Raw genomic sequence first — 17,346 nt, 5'->3', positions numbered from 1 at the left:
TCTGCGAGATATCAGCCCAAGGCGTGGGCCAATGAAAAACACCGCCTAAAACCATGGTTTCAGACGGTGTTCTGTCAGAGCGGAGGACACGGGACTCGAACCCGCAACCGGTTACCCGGCAACTGATTTCGAATCAGTCTGCTAGCCAATTCGCATATCCTCCGTAGGATTGCTCTCACCCCTTGATTTGCAGTGTTTAGAGCCCCGGTGTTTAGAACCCCGTGGGTCATTTGCTGTCGCACAAATCACTCTCGGGACACCAGAATGGCTCTTTCGACCGTGCAATGGCAAGGTCGGCCAAGCGATCACACACCGTCCAACGGCAGGGATAACGCCGCTGGCAGGCCCGCACAGAATCATTGATTAGCAACGACGCCGTGGCGGAGCCGATTTTATACCGATGGAACGCGAACCAACAGGCGATTTTCCGCTTTTCGCCCACAGCGACAACGAAAAAAGTTTTTTCTCATTCCGCTGCCCCACGCCCCGCTAAGATTTTCAGGGGACTTTTTTGCTGCCGAGGGACATTTGCCAGCCCCATACAACAGCAACCCAGTGCAACAGCAACCCCGCCACCCGCGACGCAGCCAACGTTGGTGCCGTGGGTTGTTGTCGGCCACACTTCGGGAGTGCCCGATAGCGAGCGAGCTTGCACGCACCAATCAAGCCGTAGGGCGCTGACTTTGCACGCACCAATGCATATTTCGGTTGGTACGCGCAAGCACACACCCTGCGAATCGAAACGCGCCCATCCGCGTCGCCGAATCCCCATCCGCGAACGGGACACAGCCTCCTTCGCCTTTCGCATTAACAGTGGTTCCGTTACCGAGGCTTTGACGAGTTCGAATGAGGCCGTTGAGACCTGCAACAAGCGTTGGGACATTCCCTCAAACGCACTCTCACCGCGTCAACACTTCGCCACGCCGTCAAGCGCACGTCCCTTCAAACCCAGTCGCCGATCCAAACACGTCTTGGACACCCAAATGAAACAAGGCAGCCCATTAAGTCTCAGAATCTCTTCCACATCAGAACTCAGTTCGGGCCTTGTTAAGTCAACTCAGCGACCTCGATCGCGAATGAAGGCTGTCGCTGGAGATGGAGAACGCTAATAAGCACTGATCAATGAGCGTTGATTAGAGCCTATTAGCGTTCCCGTTTCGGGACGTCAAACAATGCGTCTTCCGTGCGACGAACCTCAACTTGCTCTCGCGCTACACCGCGACCAGAAAACCGTGCCGGACGGCGGAATGTGTCAACGACTTTGAGACACTTCTGCAATCAGGATGAATGACTTGATTGTGTGATCTCGGGGGCCAGCCCCCGAACCCCGGGATTTTTTTAGGCATGGCTCGGGTGTTCAATGATGAGTCCTGTGGTATCGTTGTTGTGTCAGGTGAAACGGAAAGTGGCTCTGCGGGGACGCAACCATTCAAGGGATAACCGGATCGAGGGTGCGTCAATGACGTTGCTTCTGAAACCGCCGCAGGGGCTGTTTTCAAACAGTGGACTGCGGGGGCTTCGTGTTTCTCTTTCCGCTTCTCTTGAGGCGAGTTGTCCAAGCGTCATTGGGGTGAGGTCTCGCGGCTATTCACTCGGCTGCGTAGCGTTCAAGGGATCGACGCAGCATAGGAAGTCCTTGGTAACCTGAAGTCATTCCTGAAGCCGATCAATGCGGAAGCTACCCGGAGCCTGCAGGAGGCTGGCGAGGATCTGCTGGCACTGCATCGTCTAAATGTCCCCAATACGCTTCATCGCTCGCTGTTGAGCACCAGTGCGATTGAGACTCCTTTTTGAACACGCGTCGCAAGATCGGTCGCGTGACACGCTTTCGCGCCGAGACGGACCAAGCATCGCGTTGGCTGTCTTACGCGTTGCTGGAAGCGGAAAAGGGATTTCGCCGGATCCGTGGTCACGCGGATCTGACGTCGCTGATCTCGGCATTGAAAAAAACAAAAACTTCTCCGGCTAAAAATTTCCCTACGGGACTACCGGCTCCTTCGTGTTCTTCGTGGTATATTCCCGGCTTCCGCTACGATTGCCGTGGGGCGCACGGTTTTTGGTGGAGGCTGTTAACGGGGACATTGCCACACGACCGATCGATTTGAAAATTCGCAAGCGCCATTCCACTGCCAATGGAACGATTGATCGACAAACGTGCGCCGCGTCGGCTCAAGTGCGTGAAGTCGAAAGATTGAAACGCAGAGGAACAGAGGTCACGGAGGAAGCTCTGTGCTCTGTGTTTTTCTTCTCCCTGTTCTGTGCCAGAATCAATTGATGCCGAATGACTGGGCCGACACCAGGCGAGCGTGTTCCTGCCTGGAGACACCGGTGGTGGACTCTCCCGAACCCGTTGTAGAACACCTTCGGCGTTCGGAACTCTGGGTGCAAAAGAAAGCCACCGCCTTGGCTTTGGCAGGTTACCGAAGTGCGTTTCTCTGCCATGCGTTGTCAGCGGCGCTGGCTCATTTTGCAAGCCCTCTTAAGACGCGCAGACCAGGTGTTTACTCATGTGATCAGTGGGAGGCAAGCGGATCTTCTGGGTGTGTAACCAGTCCTTGATCCTGACGATCAAGGCCGGTCAACCTTGCTAACCGTTGGAGCAGCTTTTCGGGAGCACGCCACCTCCTCTACAGGCAGTTCGCGGCTCCCGGGCGGGGTGCGGGAACAGCCCGTCGCCGACGGGTGTCCCCGAAAAAACGGTTCGCCTGAACAGATTCGGGATCTCGATGGATCCTTGGCAACCGATCTGCTCTGTCCCTGCTGAATCAAATGGAGCATTAAGCTGAACGGGGTTTTCATCACCGCGAATGGAAGCTGGATTTGACAGCACGCGGGAAAGACAAGAAGCCAGCTAATGAGCGAGCCCCGATTCAATCAGTCGTGGGAATCTTGATTGCCGAATCAGACGGACGTCGATTCCGCACCTGCGGTAAGCCCAGTTAACAGCAGCAGAGTGGCGGGTGTTTCAGCAATCGCTGACCGACGCTCGACGAACTGTGCTTCGGCACCCAACGCTGAGTGGTGTCAGCGTTAAACGTTTCATGGCTGGGCTTCATGGTCCGCTTGGTCAGTGCGTGTGGTACGCACGAAACCCGTATTCTTTCAGCCACTTCTCCCACTTCAACGCCTCTTCGTGAGACTTGACGGGCATCTTGCGGCGTTTTGGGCAGCGGTATTTGACATCCTTGTGTCCGTTGTGATCGGCTTCTTCGACTTCACAGCCAAGATCCTTCAGGGTCTTGATGATGACTTTGGATTTCTCGGCGTCGTGAAGGTGCTTGGATTTCCATTCCTTCAATTCGTAGTGCACGATCTCGGCTGCACTGGTGACGGCGGGCATGGCGAGCGCCATGGTGAAAAACGCAAATACGGCGATTAGTTGTCTCATCTCTGTGTCGACTCAACAGAAAAAGGGAATGCAGGTCGGATTGCCAATCGGAAAGCACCGGAGGGCATCGCGACTTGCCAGGGAGTGGTTGGTTGGCGGGTGCTAGCCACGGACGGCAGTTCCGCGCTGCGATCATTCAACGATAGAACCCGAAGTGGGCTGGCAGAGCTCTGTTTATTCGATTTGATAGCAGGCGGTCAAGATTGGCTCGGCCATTTGTTGCCGGCTGTGCGGACTGTTTTCCGCAGCCGTTGGCGGCACCGAGACAGTGGCGGGAGGCCGGGGATGGCACCGAACCCTCAGTCAGGCCTGGGAAACGCGAGAAAACAGGCCACGCCAGGCCACAGCGGCGTCAGCAAAGCGTGAAAATCGCGGCACTTTTTGCGATGACGCGTCACGGATCTTGGCGAACCTTGCTCAGCCGCCCTTGGTCACCTTGTCAAAACCTCGCTGGGTTTCGACAATTCCAGCTTCTAACAGCCATCCCCGCGGTGCAGATCCCGCGTCAGGGCTCACGACATCACTTTGGCGGACCTTCCGCTATCACTCAAGCCAGTTCCAAACGATGAATCAACCAGCTGCAGGCGGCAATCAGACGGACCTCGACACCACCGATCCACGCGTTGCACGCCGTGAAAAGATGCGTCAGATCGAAGCGATGGGAATCGATCCATTTGGTCAGCGTTTCGACGACCGCACGATGATCAAAACCTGTCGCCAGCGGGCCGGTGAGGTGCAATGGAAACAGGCAGATGGGACACTGCTCGAGTTGCCAGACTTTGAATCCGAAGAGACCGAGTATCGCCAGTGGAAAGCGGACAACGGACCGGGCGAAGAAATCGGACCAACGGTTCGTGTCGCCGGACGCATCATGTTGTCGCGTCCCGCGGGAAAGCTGATCTTTCTGAACCTGAAGGATTGGACCGGCGAGATCCAGATCTTCATCGGCAAGAAACAAGTTGGCGAAGATGACTTTGCCTTGGCCAAACTGTTTGACCTTGGCGACTTGGTCGCTGTGGAAGGCCGTTTGGGGCGAACCAATACCGGTGAGCTAACTGTGTTTGCTGAGCAGTTGTTCTTCCATACCAAGATGCTTGAGCCGGCGCCTGATAAGCATGCCGGTTTGACCAATCCCGACCTCAAGCAACGCATGCGGTACGCGGACTTGGCGTTCAACGAAGGTCCCCTGGAGACCTTCATGGCGCGCACCAAGATCATTAAGTCGATCCGCAACACCTTGGATTCGCATGACTTTTGCGAAGTCGAAGGACCGACCTTGCACACCGTTGCCGGTGGCGCGGCAGCCAAGCCGTTTAACACGCACCACAATGCATTGGACATGCCCTTGACGTTGCGCATCGCACTTGAGTTGCACCTCAAGCGATTGATGGTCGGAGGGATGGAACGCGTTTATGAAATCGGCCGCGTGTACCGCAATGAGGGCTTGAGCCCACGGCACAACCCCGAGTTCACGATGCTGGAACTCTATCAGGCCTACGGTGACTACCGCAGCATGATGGACATTACCGAGCAAATGATTTGCGATGCCATCGACGCGATCGGTGGCGGCTACCAGCGAGAATTTGCCGGCAAGACTGTCGACTTCACGCCTCCGTTTGAGAGAGCCACCTATGCGGACCTGTTCCAGAAAGCCACGGGCGTTGACCCAGCCGATGACGCGGCCGTGTTAGAGCTGGCCAAAAAGATCGGGCTGGACACCGAGGGCAAGCACCTGGATGTGGTTCGCAATGAGATCTTCGAAGAGAAAGTCGAAGACTCGCTTGAAGGCCCGATCTTTGTGATCGACTATCCCGCCAGCATCTGTCCCCTTACCAAGCGTAAGCGTGACAACCCTGAAATCGCCGAACGCTTTGAATTGTTTATCTGTGGGATGGAACTGGCCAATGCCTACACGGAATTGAACGATCCCGATCTGCAACAGAAGCTGTTTGAAACACAGCTCGAAGGCCAGGACGAAGAGGATTCGATGGCCAAGATGGACCACGATTTCATTCGCGCATTGCGTCACGCGATGCCACCGGCCGGCGGATTGGGAGTCGGCATCGATCGCCTGGTCATGATTCTGACCGGACAGAAATCCATCCGTGACGTGATCCTGTTCCCAGTGTTGCGTCCGGAGTGAGTTTCCAAGCGGCAGGTCGACGCCCTGTCCTCAATGACAGGATGCGTTAGGCCGGTTGGTTCCCATTAGCCGCTGGCCGCTAGGCCCGGTTTTCCGGTGCGCCGTGTTCGTCCCGAAAGGACCGTGACTGACGCCTAAACGGCTGATCGGTGCAACAATTCAACGGATGTTGATCTTTTGCATCGTTGGATGACTTGTTCCACGACCTCCGTTCGTCTCAAACCACGAATCCCCGCGATTTTGCAGGGCAAACGCGTGTTGGCCGGTCCTGGCACAGGACGTGCATTGGGTTTCCCTTCATTCCACTCCGGGGCGAGTGGTGGACATTGGACTCCTTCTTTCCGTTCAGCGGTCACCTTCATGCACTGCATCACTCTTGCTCAATTCGCGTCGCAGATCGCCCAGCATGCGGACGTCTGGGCCCAAACTCCAGATGAGATCCCGACGGACGCGATTCACACCTATTGGATTTCAGCCAAGACGCGTCATCAACAATGGCATGAAGTGCTGTCCCAGTTCCGTGATGCTCGCAACGAGGCTGACTTCGGTGCACTACGACATTACTGGTCGTACTATCTGCCGGTTTTGCAGGAAATTGTTGTCTCCGATCAACTCTCTCGGATGATGGCGACCGTTGCTGACATGAAGCAGCAGGCGGGTGACGCACATGAATCGGCAGCCAGCTTCTTTGCGATTGCCAACGGAGTCTATTTCTCTGGGCTCGAGTGTTCAAACCGATTGGCGAACTTGCTGTTGACACCGGCAGGCGTTGAAACGCGAGACCTGGTGATGCTCAACAGGCTTCGTCGAACATGCGAACGTTGGACCGACTGGCAAATCGGATTGACGAATTTGGGGTCGCAGCGTTCTTTCCGCTTTTGTTTTGATGTCGATCGTGGCGAAACCTTCCGCGATGAGCTGAAGCTTTCCAAGGACCGGGGGCAACTGGAACTGGCCACTCAGTTGTTGACGATGTCGATGCTTGGTAGCTACCAGCGTTATCTCTCCAAACGCGACGGGCTGAAACGCAACAACCAGCAGTGGGTGGAAAGCATCATGGCGTTACTGCACCCAGCCATGTTTGACTTAACTGGGCTACCGATGTCGGTCCCCGGTTCGCAGTCGGCCCAAGAGAACGCGGGCAGCGTGTTCACCTAGACGGTCTTACGGCAACTGAAACAGGGTGCGCGCATTCAGGCTCGTTTGCTCGGCCAAGCTCTCGGCGGAAACGTTGCGAAGTTTGGCCAAGAACCGCAACGTATGCTCAACGCGAGCGGGTTCATTGGGACGCCGACCACGTAGCGGTTCTGGGCTCAAGTATGGCGAATCGGTCTCGACCAATAGTCGATCTGCGGGAACCTGCTTCGCGACCGCTTGTAAGGCGTCATTTTTCTTAAACGTCAGCATGCCTGCAAAGCTGATCATCAGGCCTTGATCCAAGCACGCCTTGGCACAATCCCAGTCCCCAGTGAAGGAGTGCATTACGCCAGGGGGAACCGCGTTCTGTTGACGCAGTTGCTGAACGATCAGGTCACCGCTTTCACGCATGTGGATCACCATTGGCAGCCCGGTGTCTCGGCACAGCTGCATGTGTCGGTCAAAGAACTCGTGCTGCATTTCGATGGGCGAATCGTCCCAGTAACAATCTAAGCCCGTTTCACCGATCCCTCGCACCCCCGGCAGACCTGCCAGTTCTTCGATCACGGCAAAATCGTCCGGCTGGCTCTCGGCAAGGCTGTTGGGCTGGATGCCAACCACAGCGTACAGGTAACCTGGGTACTGAGCGGCAAGGTCGCAAGCCACGCGACTGGTGGCCACATCGATGCCGATCACCATGATGCCTTCAACGCCGGCCTCCTGAGCTTTGCCGACAACGGCGTCCACCTGTCCATCGAACGCATCGGTGTTCAAATGAGCATGAGTATCAAACAAACGCAAAGACGTCATTGGACAGAAAAGAAGTATCGAGTGAGGTGATAAAAGACAGGGGCCGCAAAGCAGATGTTATCGATCTGATCCAAGACGCCGGCGTGCCCTTGAACCAGCGTGCCAGTGTCTTTGACGCCGCGGTCGCGTTTAATGGCACTCATCGTCATCACGCCACCGCAGGCCATCGCCGTCACGACCGCTGCCATCACACCGGCTTCCCATGGATAAAACGGCGTCGCCCAAGATAAGGCGGCTGCAATCAATCCCGTCGTCACCATCGATCCCAAGACGCCTTCCCAAGTTCGCGACGCATTGATCTTTTCCGCGATCACGTGGCGGCCGGCAAGCTTGCTCCAGCCCCTTTCTAACGCTGTCGACAACTGCGCAATGACGACCAAGAAAATAATCAGCGTCATCGGGCTGCGGTTCCATGGCTCACCGCCGGTGGAAACCAAGTTCAATGAAAGCAACGCCGGCGCGTGGCTAAGTGCGTAAACACAGATCAGCAACGCCGCCTGAATCTTGGCACAGCGTTCCAAGAATCGCTTTGAGTCGCCTGCCATTGCTGTCCGAGCGGGGATGAACAAGCTGGCGTACACGGGGATCATGATGCTGTAGAAGTCATAATACGCGTCTCCCAATCCAATCAGGATGTATTGGAAGGGCGTGAACACAAAGAACACCCAAAACAGAGTCCGGTGATCGCCGCGCCGAGTCGGCGTCATTGTGATGAACTCTCGCAACGCCCAAAACGAGACGAACGCGAACAACGCCACCACTCCGATCCGTTGGAACAGGAATCCCAGGAAAAAGATCCCGGTCATCAACCACCAAACGCGCAGTGTGCGGTTGTAACGTCCGACCAGCGCCATATCAACGCCCATCGATTCGCGACGTGAGAGCAACAGCCCAACAATGGAGGCAATCCCCAAGGCAGAAATGATCAACGCAATGAAGGACAGCGCGCGGACGGTCAGCCAGGGCGTCTCCGCGGCGACGACGTTGATCTGTTCGGCTAGCAGTCCTGGCATGAATGCACTTCGCAACTTCAATGGATGTTGAACGAGACTCTGGCAGGATCCGGGGATCTGTCAGCCTAGGGAGTGTTGCTGTTGAGCGTCAGCCCGGCGTTCTCCACTCTGCAAGGGCCGCAGAGAACGCCTCAGCAACAGGCATTAGCTTACTTGATGCTGTTGATCACTGCATCTGCCATCGCAACCGTTCCGATGGAGTCACCTCCACGAGCAATGTCGGCCGTTCGCAGTCCGTCACTAAGCACTTGCTCGACGGCTTTCTCAATCGAAGCGGCTTCAGCTTCGAGGCCCAACGAGTGGCGCAACAGCATGGCCGCAGCCAGAATGGTTGCCAGCGGGTTGGCGATGCCTTTGCCAGCAATGTCGGGAGCGGAGCCGTGAATTGGCTCATACAGCCCAGGTCCACCACTGCCCAGCGACGCACTTGGCAACATGCCCAGTGACCCCGGCAGCATGGATGCTTCATCGGTCAAGATATCGCCAAACATGTTGCCAGTCACGACGACATCGAAGTCAGCCGGGCGATTGATCAAGTGCATGGCCATCGCGTCAACCAGAACGACATCGTACTGAACGTCGGGGAACTCTTGTTCCATCACGCGGGCAGCGACTTGCCGCCACAGTCGGCTGGGCTCTAGTACGTTGGCCTTGTCAACACTGGTCAAGCGATTGTTGCGGCCTTGAGCCGCCTTGGCTGCCAAGCGAACAATCCGCTCCACTTCTGGGACGCTGTACACCATGGCTTGACTGGCTGATTCTTCGTCGCCGCTACCTTCGCGTCCCGAGGGGCCAAAATAGATGCCGCCGGTCAACTCACGCAGGAACAGAATGTCCGTGCCCTTGATGATTTCCGGACGCAATGGCGAGGCGTCGGCAAGCTGGTCAAACATTTTGATCGGACGCAGATTCGCAAACAGCCCCAGTTCCTTTCGGATCTTCAGCAGGCCTACCTCTGGGCGAGTCTTCGCAGAAGGGTCATCCCATTTCGGGCCTCCGACAGCACCCAACAAAATCGCATCACTCGAGCGACAGGCATTAACGGTTTCCTGAGGCAGCGGATCGCCGGTTTCATCGATGGCAATTCCACCGATCATCTGCGACTCAAAGGTGAATGCATGCCCAAACAACTCGGCGACTTTCTGTAAAACACGGCGACCCTGTTCAGTGATCTCGGGGCCGATTCCATCACCGGGTAACAATACGATCGAAGCGTTCAATGAAATGTCCTTGTCGTTGAAAATCGAGTAGCCTGTGGGGAAGACAATTTGAGGCCTCAATTTAGCGAATCCAACGCCGCTTCCCCAGTGGTCAACGCCGGACAACTGAACTGGCCCGGCATTCCGCTTGTCCAGCATCCGAAAGAGCCCTGCGGCGAAACGCTGTCGCAACCACGATAAGCCGCATTTCCCCACCATTTTGCGTGTGTTCCCGGATCGCTCAGAAGGTTCCACGGCGATCCCCCGGTCGGGGATTCAAAAAAAAGCAACATCTTAGGGCGTACGAGTACCAACTTCTCTCTTTTTCGAGAGCCCGCGTGGGCCAAATCTCTGCGATGCATCTCTCTAACTCACCTGCTGACTTCACGCCACTGGTGCTCGCAGCATCATCCCAAACGTCTACCGGAAATCCTCCGACGGCACTGGTCTTAAACCCGTTCTCCCAGGACGTGACCGAGCGAGGCGAGGTAGAAAACCCGACAAGCACCCAGTTGCGTGTGCTGCACTTGGTCAATGGCGAACACTTCGCTGGCGCAGAACGTGTTCAATCGCATCTCGGACGCTGCCTGCCAAAGTTTGGCGTCGCTGCTGATTTCGCTTGCCTTAAACCTGGGCTGTTTGCCAAAACCCTCGCGGCGGAAAGCGGATCCTGGGGGCAGTGCTATAACGCAGCGATGAACCACCGCTATGACCTGAGCGTTGTCCGCAAAATCTGCAAACTGATTCGCCGTCACGACTACCAACTGCTTCACGCACACACACCACGCACGGCGATGATCGCTGGCATGGCGTCATTGCTCAGCCGGGTGCCTTGGGTCTATCACGTCCACAGTCCTGCCGCTCGTGACTCCGAACGTGCGCTGGCAAACCGAGTGAACGCGCTGGTCGAAAGAGTCTCGCTCAGTCGATGTCGCCACTTGATCACCGTGTCCAACAGCCTCAAGGACGACTGTGTCGCAAGCGGCGTGAATCCCGATAAGATCACCATCGTGCACAACGGTGTGCCAACGATCTGTCCGCCGCGACAAACGCATCCACAACCGGGGCGGCTCTGGACGCTGGGGATGGTAGCGTTACAGCGCCCTCGCAAAGGTCTGGAGTTCGTGTTGCAAGCCATGGCTTTGATCCGTGACCAGCAGCGAGTGCCAGCAGAGAGTCCCCTGCGGCTACGGATTGTTGGACAATATGTCGACCAAGCGTATCAGACGTCCATCGAGCAGTTGATCGATCGCTTGCAACTAAACCAAGACATCGTGCAGGTCGGTTTTACGGACGACGTGCCAGCTCAACTCGCACAGATGGACGCAATGGTCTTGCCAAGCTTGTACGGTGAAGGCCTGCCAATGGTGGTGCTGGAAGCCATGGCTGCTGGCGTGCCCGTGATTGCGACCAAAGTCGAAGGCACACCAGAAGCGATCACCCACGGCATTGAAGGACTGCTCGCTGAGCCAGACAACCGGGAGTCACTGGCGGATGCCATCTGCGCAATGGTGACGGGACAGCACGATTGGCAACAAATGTCGTTAGCAGCCAAGCTGCGGCACGAGCAAGACTTCTCCGATGAAGCCATGGCCGCCAGAACCGCCGCCGTCTACCACAGTGTTCTATCCTCCTCCAAGAAACGTGCCGACCGGCAAAACGGCTGATGAGAGCGTGGACAATCCGTCCCCGTTAGCCGTTAGACGCTGTCCGTTTGCCGTTAGGCCCGGTTTCTTCGCTGCACCACCGCACGACCAACCAATGCGAACGCCCAAACGGCTGATGGTTTCTCTGGCTCGATCAATCATCTAGGTTGCTGTCGCAAACCATGACCGACGCCCACGACTCTTTGTTGCGTTCGATAAATTCCAGGTGTCGCGGCGCTGTCTGATAAACATCATGCGTTGCGCGATCTTGGAACACGACGTGCAACGAAACATCAAAACTCGCGTTGACGGGACGGTTCAATTCTGGGTCGCGACGTCCCACAGAGAAGTCAACCAGACCGTCATGATTGTCCAGGTATTCCTTGCACTCAGCCAACAAGTTGTCGACGGCACTGGGGCTGTTGTCTTTCAAGGTAAAGAAAACGTGGTGAGCAAGACGTGGCATGACAAAACCTGGAACATAACGAGGAAACAAGCAAAATGCAGCGGATTCATCACCCGCTTGCTTAGCATGTTAGCAGGGGACGGAGAACTGAAAAACCCTCCTCCTCCAATCGCCCGTCCCCCTGCCGAGTACCGCTGGCGAGCGGCGTTAAAAAAGCGTACAACATCGGCTTGGAGAACGGGCCCAAATCGCGACACCAGACGCTGCCGGGCAGTGCCAGGCTTCGACGTGTGTTGTCGTTCCAAACAACGGTTTGGCTGGCGTCACCGTTCGCGCTCGCTGCGTCTGTCCTCCACGCGCCATTCTGTCGTTCCTTTTTGCAGCATAGCTTATCGATGAGTGACCCCGCCCAACGTGCCGAAGAACTTCGCCAGCACCTCCGCCGGCATGACCACGCTTACTATGTGCTTGCTCAACCAACCATCTCGGACTTGGACTATGACCGACTACTTCGAGAACTGTCGGACTTAGAAGCACAGCATCCCGAGCTGTATCGTAGCGATTCGCCAACGCAGCGAGTGGGCGACGCGCCCGTTGATCACTTGACGCAAGTGGATCATGTGGTTCCCATGCTGTCGATCGACAACACCTACAGCCGCGAAGAGTTGGCCGCGTACTTCGAAAAGACCGAAAAGCAGCTGCCGGATGAGAAAATTCAATGGGTGATGGAATTCAAAATTGATGGCGTTGCCGCATCCATTGTTTACACAGAGGGCCAGTTGACCATGGGGCTCACCCGAGGCAACGGCGCGGTCGGGGATGACATCACGCACAACATTCGCACCATTCGTGACCTGCCGCTCAAACTGATTGGGGACGCAGTGCCAGGAACCCTGGAGGTTCGCGGCGAGGCCTATATGACCAACGCTGACCTGGCCGACCTGAACAAGCGTCAAGTCGCTGCAGGACAAGACCCGTACAAAAACACGCGTAACGTCACTGCAGGTTCGCTGCGGCAACTCGATCCCTCTGTCGCCGCCGACCGCAATCTTCGGTTCTTTGCCCACGGGATTGGGCAAGTGGATGGACTCAAGGCCACCAACCACATGGACTTTCTGGCCGAGATCGCCGCGATGGGGATTCCGGCCACGCCGAATGTCCAGTGCTTTGACTCCGCTGCCGACACCTTAAAAGCCGTGGCGGCACTTGAAGAAGCCATGCCTGACCTGTCGTTTGAAGTGGACGGGATTGTTTTCAAAGTCAATGACTTCGCCCAGCGTGAAAAGTTAGGCATTCGCAGTAAAAGTCCACGCTGGTTGATCGCCTATAAATTTGAACGCTATGAAGCGATCACGACGTTGGAGTCGATCAGTGTTCAAGTCGGCAAGACAGGGGCGATCACTCCCGTCGCGCATCTGGCTCCCGTTGACATCGCTGACACCACGGTCTCGCGAGCGTCACTGCACAATGCAGACGAAATTGAGCGTCTGGATGTGCGCGTTGGCGACGTCGTCGTGGTTGAAAAGGCCGGCAAAATCATTCCCAAAGTTGTCCGCGTCGAAAAGCACCGCCGCGAAAAGTCCTTGCGCAAGTTTCAGTTTCCCACCCACTGCCCTGAGTGCTCGACTGAACTGGTGCGGGACGAGGGGGGAGTCTTCATTCGTTGTCTCAATCCCGTTTGTCCGGCTCAGCTTAAACAGAAATTGATCTTCTTTGGCAGCCGTACCGGCATGGACATCGATGGACTTGGTGAAGAGGTTGTCGAACTGCTACTCGCCCGCGGTTTGGTCAAAGACTACCCCGACCTTTATCACTTGGACGCCGATCAGCTTGCCAGCCAGGATTGGCTGAAACAGCGCAAAGGCAAAGACGGCAAACTAATCGATGTGCAAGTTGGAAAACGCAACGCAAAGAAGTTGATCGACGGAATCCATGCCAGCAAGACTCGTGGGCTCGCTCAACTCCTTTCCTCTCTGACTATTCGCCAAGTTGGACGCACCGTGTCCCGTTTGGTGACCGCAAAGTACCCGACGTTGGAATCCCTGAAGTCCGCCAGCGTCGAACAGCTTGCCGATATCGACGAAATCGGGGACATCATCGCCAAAAACTTGCATGGGTTCCTGCACAGCGCGTACGGTGAACAACTGATGGACGCCTTTCAACAGGCAGGTCTGGATCTGTTTGTCGAAGTCCAGCAAACCTCGGAAGAAGACCTGCCGCTATCAGGCAAAACGCTGGTCGTGACTGGGACATTGCATCATTACAAACGAGACGAGATCAAGCAATTGATCCTCGACATGGGCGGCCGAGCCAGCGGCAGCGTCAGCAAGAACACGGATTACTTGGTGGCAGGTGAAAAGGCGGGCAGCAAACTTACCAAAGCAGAATCACTGGGCGTAAAAGTCCTGACCGAAGAGCAGTTTCGCGACTTGGTCAACAAAGACTGATCGGCAGAGAGTCTCCATCGAACGCAGACCACGTTGCGACGTTGCAATCACACCGTGACGCATCGACGCCACAGAGTCGTCTGCCGGACGCTGGAAAATCAACTGCCGTTTCGAGCCGCGAGCAACGGATGCGAGCAACCATCCGCGCCCCGACGCTTTCGAAACACTGCCCTCATGTTGGTCCACTTCATCCCAGCACCCTCACAGCGCCCCATGATTAGCGACTTTATCGATCGATACGGCTTACTGATCGCCATCGTTGTCATCGCCACGATGGTCTGCTTTCCCAGGATCTGGTCGGACGAGTTCCGATCAATGGTGGACTGGCGCGGGTTGCGGCGAACCGGGCGGGCATCGCGTCGCTATTCGCTCAAGTTCCTGATGGTCACGACGTTCTTCTCGGCGATTGCTTTTTCTCTGGTTCGTGCCGGCGTCCCCGTTTGGGACGCCAGCATCTTCTGTGTCGTATTGGTCATTCCGTTCACATTGGTATGGATGGCCATGGCAACCGTTTGGGAGCGTTATCCGGAAAGACCGCGGGAAGAGAGCATTGAAATTCCCGATCTCCCCACGTCAACCAAAGCACCACTCGTGAAGACCGAAGACAAATAACCGCAGGCGACTGGCGGAGAGGCCGAACTTTGCCTCCGGAACGTGTGTCTCACGGCAAGCAGGGCAGGGGAGAGGCCGTAAACTCGATACAGAAATGAGTTTCACGGCATGAAAATGACGACGGGGGGCGGAAACGAACCGAAGGCCAAAAAAGGTTTCTCAAAGCACCTTTGCGCCGGGCGGTGAATCCGCTAAATTCCTGCACTTCCTACGGCGAAGCAAACTGCTTCCCACACTGGAGGCGGCATAGCTCAGTTGGTTAGAGCAGCGGAATCATAATCCGCGTGTCGGGGGTTCGAGTCCCTCTGCCGCTACTTCTGGGTCAGACAGCCCAAGACAATCAAAGCCAAACCCCGCGAAAACCGGTGTTTGGCTCGTTTTTTGCGGCGGCTGTCTCGAGCCGTCTCGGCATGTCTGGCGCGCTTTTGGCTTCGCCTCCCCCACAAGGACTGGGTCGGTGTTTCTTAGCCTTCGAAGCCGGCCAGATCGGGCCTCGCTCAGGTTAAAGACGTCCGATCATAGGACGTCGCAGTTTCCTCTAGACGCAATGCACCACCGTTTGATTGCAATGGCGGCCTTTAACGCTTGGGGGATCGGCGATTTTGTCTGCTTGTCCACTCTGGCACCGTGAGACCGACATTGTTGTCTCCGATGATGATGACTGCCATTCTCTTCGGGACTTGAATTGCCGTAGAATGAAGCTCGACGCCGCCACTTCCTTTCCAGCAAAAGTCGCCACCATGTCACTGCTTCAGGCCATTGCATTATTTCTATTGCCTGCCAGCGTAGGACTGGCGCATTGCAACAGCGCTTACGGCGACGATGCACCATTCGAGATCATCACAAAGCGCGACAACGACCAAGTTGATGTCAAAGTTCTAGAGGACACCGCATGCTTTTCGATTCGAAGCCACGTCGGAATCAGTCAGGCAATCATCAAACGCCGTGACGCCAACTGGCCAACCTCCGTGACACTAAGACTGCACCTCAAGGGACTGGAGAAATTCAAAGTCACCAGTGGCAAGACGACACTGGAAGGTTCTGTCTCCACTCACAACGGCCAAACGCGACTATGGAAAGACGGACGCGAGTCCGCGAGACTGTCCCCGAAACATCCTTACTGGATGCAGATTCAAAGGGTTGGTGAGAACGGGAAACCAGACAAGCCCCTTCCGCTTGCAGACGGCTACTTCCAGATGAACCTGCCCAAGGGCCTGTTCAAAGACAATCCAAAGTCGATCACCATCGACTGGATTGACTTTTACCGCTGAACACAAACAACTCTCATGAATCAGCGTCTTCGGACGATTCCCGCAACGCGTCATGCTCTCACACACTGCATGTGAGGCACCGACACCGGGGGAATCACTTGAACGCTGCAACAAGCGAGTTCAGCGCAGAGCGTCGGCGTGACCAGTAACGGTCAACTTCCAGTCGGCACGCTCAAACCTGGCAAGCACGTGCGGACGTTTTTGGCTCAGCGATGTTCTCGATCCCCAGAGAAACATGCGTCCCGAACGACGCTGAGCCAAGTAAACGGGGCAGGGGCGCTACTGCTGGAATCGGGAACCGATCACTCATCCCCGCGAAGTGACGACACCCATTGTGCCAATTCCTTCAGATCGGCGACGTCCATCCCGACAACAATTTCCTGCCGGTGGATGTCGTGAAGAGCCAGAATGTGATCGGCATGGAAAACGATCGCGTCCCCTTTCCTCAGTCCGTGCAACCGCGATTCCGCAAGCGGGTTATCCACGGTCCCAAGGAAGTAATTGCCGGAGCGCTGTTCAACTTTCACCCAAAAGTCCTCGCCCCAACCTCGCGAAGGCATATGCTGATCGGGCAGAGGCATCAGCGATGCAGGATGGCTGTGCCGCAGAATCGGCTTTGTCATGTCCCCGTTGCAGGTCGGACAAGGGCATTCCGCTGCGGCGTCCTCATGGACGGAGAATCGTGGCGAGTCGATTCTCAGTTCCACAAACTGACCGGGCCGAATATGCCGCTTGATGACATCGGGTGGAATCTGGAAGTTCTTTGGATTCTCGGCATGTTTTACGATGCCGTTGGTCAACTGGTAGTCGTTGGGAAACTGCTGGGTGTCGAGTTGTCGCTGCAGGCTGCTGGTCATGCGTGTTACCGTCACTCTATTTTTGCGGGTCACGATTTGAATAGAACACAGCCAGCCAGACGGTTGATTCATCTGGCGTGGTCCATTCGACGCGATGGCGGCGATGGGCGGGGATCAGGACATGATCACCGGGAAGCATTGTGACCGGATCGTCCTCATTCTCAAAGAGCAGCCTAGCCTGGCCCTTGAGCACAATCACCCATTCATGTTCCTCTTGATCGTACCAAAAAACCGGCTCGCTGCACTGTCCGGTTGAGACGAGACGCTCAATCCGAACGTGCGCACTTTCGGCAAGAACACTGACCAGTTCGTCGGTCAGGTCCGTGGGTAGATTAGCAAACAAGTTCTGAGAAGTTTGGTCGGACATAGACGTCAATGTCGGGCAACGGAAAGAAGCCGAGTGATGGTGGGGGAGCG

Annotated in this window: 13 protein-coding genes, 2 tRNA genes and 1 pseudogene; 8 read left to right on the top strand and 8 right to left on the bottom strand. The window is 56.0% G+C overall.

All coding sequences use genetic code 11. The features are described from left to right. Positions 1-80: 80 nt before the first annotated feature. A tRNA-Ser gene (locus SV7mr_RS11845) sits at positions 81-163 on the bottom strand. A gap of 1,382 nt (positions 164-1,545) precedes the next feature. On the opposite strand from SV7mr_RS11845, the pseudogene SV7mr_RS11840 reads away from it, so the two are divergent. Continuing rightward, positions 1,546-1,964 (top strand): annotated as a pseudogene (locus tag SV7mr_RS11840) (IS256 family transposase); the annotation flags it as partial. A gap of 1,103 nt (positions 1,965-3,067) precedes the next feature. Here SV7mr_RS11840 and SV7mr_RS11835 read toward each other — a convergent pair. Next, positions 3,068-3,388 (bottom strand): hypothetical protein, encoded by a 321-nt coding sequence (locus tag SV7mr_RS11835; protein WP_145272218.1) that lies wholly within the window; start codon positions 3,386-3,388, stop codon positions 3,068-3,070. 565 nt (positions 3,389-3,953) lie between these two features. On the opposite strand from SV7mr_RS11835, the gene lysS reads away from it, so the two are divergent. Next, on the top strand, positions 3,954-5,531 hold the full coding sequence (gene lysS, locus SV7mr_RS11830) for a lysine--tRNA ligase (protein WP_145272216.1): 1,578 nt from the start codon (positions 3,954-3,956) through the stop codon (positions 5,529-5,531). A gap of 189 nt (positions 5,532-5,720) precedes the next feature. Next, positions 5,721-6,689, top strand: coding sequence for a hypothetical protein (locus SV7mr_RS11825; RefSeq protein ID WP_145272214.1), 969 nt, complete (start codon positions 5,721-5,723; stop codon positions 6,687-6,689). A 6-nt stretch (positions 6,690-6,695) separates the two neighbouring features. On the opposite strand, the gene SV7mr_RS11820 is transcribed toward SV7mr_RS11825, so the two are convergent. The 3 genes from SV7mr_RS11820 to leuB all read right to left on the bottom strand — a co-directional run bounded on the left by SV7mr_RS11820 (position 6,696) and on the right by leuB (position 9,711). Beyond that, the gene (locus SV7mr_RS11820) at positions 6,696-7,478 is read right to left on the bottom strand and encodes a TatD family hydrolase (RefSeq protein WP_145272212.1); all 783 of its coding nucleotides are present in this window, start codon (positions 7,476-7,478) and stop codon (positions 6,696-6,698) included. Continuing rightward, positions 7,475-8,491 carry a phosphatidate cytidylyltransferase gene (locus SV7mr_RS11815; protein WP_145272210.1) on the bottom strand — a complete coding sequence of 339 codons (1,017 nt, stop codon included), beginning with the start codon at positions 8,489-8,491 and terminating at the stop codon, positions 7,475-7,477. Before SV7mr_RS11815 ends, SV7mr_RS11820 begins: the two co-directional genes overlap by 4 nt. Before the next feature lie 149 nt (positions 8,492-8,640). Next, on the bottom strand, positions 8,641-9,711 hold the full coding sequence (gene leuB / locus SV7mr_RS11810) for a 3-isopropylmalate dehydrogenase (RefSeq protein ID WP_145278356.1): 1,071 nt from the start codon (positions 9,709-9,711) through the stop codon (positions 8,641-8,643). Between the two features lie 317 nt (positions 9,712-10,028). Between leuB and SV7mr_RS11805 the strand changes: the two genes are divergently transcribed. Continuing rightward, positions 10,029-11,357, top strand: coding sequence for a glycosyltransferase family 4 protein (locus tag SV7mr_RS11805; RefSeq protein ID WP_419188421.1), 1,329 nt, complete (start codon positions 10,029-10,031; stop codon positions 11,355-11,357). A gap of 133 nt (positions 11,358-11,490) precedes the next feature. On the opposite strand, the gene SV7mr_RS11800 is transcribed toward SV7mr_RS11805, so the two are convergent. After that, positions 11,491-11,802: a Dabb family protein gene (locus tag SV7mr_RS11800; protein WP_145272208.1), complete on the bottom strand. Its 312-nt coding sequence runs from the start codon at positions 11,800-11,802 to the stop codon at positions 11,491-11,493. Between the two features lie 335 nt (positions 11,803-12,137). On the opposite strand from SV7mr_RS11800, the gene ligA reads away from it, so the two are divergent. The 4 genes from ligA (at position 12,138) to SV7mr_RS11780 (ending at position 16,072) form a co-directional block, all read left to right on the top strand. After that, positions 12,138-14,189, top strand: a complete 2,052-nt coding sequence (gene ligA / locus SV7mr_RS11795) for an NAD-dependent DNA ligase LigA (RefSeq protein WP_145272206.1) — start codon at positions 12,138-12,140, stop codon at positions 14,187-14,189. Positions 14,190-14,363: 174 nt separating this feature from the next. Next, complete coding sequence (locus SV7mr_RS11790) at positions 14,364-14,801, top strand: hypothetical protein (protein ID WP_145272204.1); 438 nt, start codon at positions 14,364-14,366, stop codon at positions 14,799-14,801. 240 nt (positions 14,802-15,041) lie between these two features. Then, positions 15,042-15,115 (top strand) — tRNA-Met (locus tag SV7mr_RS11785). Positions 15,116-15,496: 381 nt separating this feature from the next. After that, positions 15,497-16,072 carry a hypothetical protein gene (locus tag SV7mr_RS11780; protein WP_145272202.1) on the top strand — a complete coding sequence of 192 codons (576 nt, stop codon included), beginning with the start codon at positions 15,497-15,499 and terminating at the stop codon, positions 16,070-16,072. A 302-nt stretch (positions 16,073-16,374) separates the two neighbouring features. On the opposite strand, the gene SV7mr_RS11775 is transcribed toward SV7mr_RS11780, so the two are convergent. Beyond that, positions 16,375-16,929 (bottom strand): hypothetical protein, encoded by a 555-nt coding sequence (locus tag SV7mr_RS11775; RefSeq protein ID WP_145272200.1) that lies wholly within the window; start codon positions 16,927-16,929, stop codon positions 16,375-16,377. 16 nt (positions 16,930-16,945) lie between these two features. Further along, a complete protein-coding gene (locus SV7mr_RS11770; protein WP_145272198.1) occupies positions 16,946-17,296 on the bottom strand; it encodes a cupin domain-containing protein in 351 nt (116 codons plus the stop codon). Between the last annotated feature and the right edge of the window lie 50 nt (positions 17,297-17,346).

The sequence above is a fragment of the Stieleria bergensis genome, from assembly GCA_007745635.1.
Classification (GTDB): Bacteria; Planctomycetota; Planctomycetia; order Pirellulales; family Pirellulaceae; genus Stieleria; species Stieleria bergensis.
This window is presented reverse-complemented; position numbering and strand designations above follow the sequence as displayed.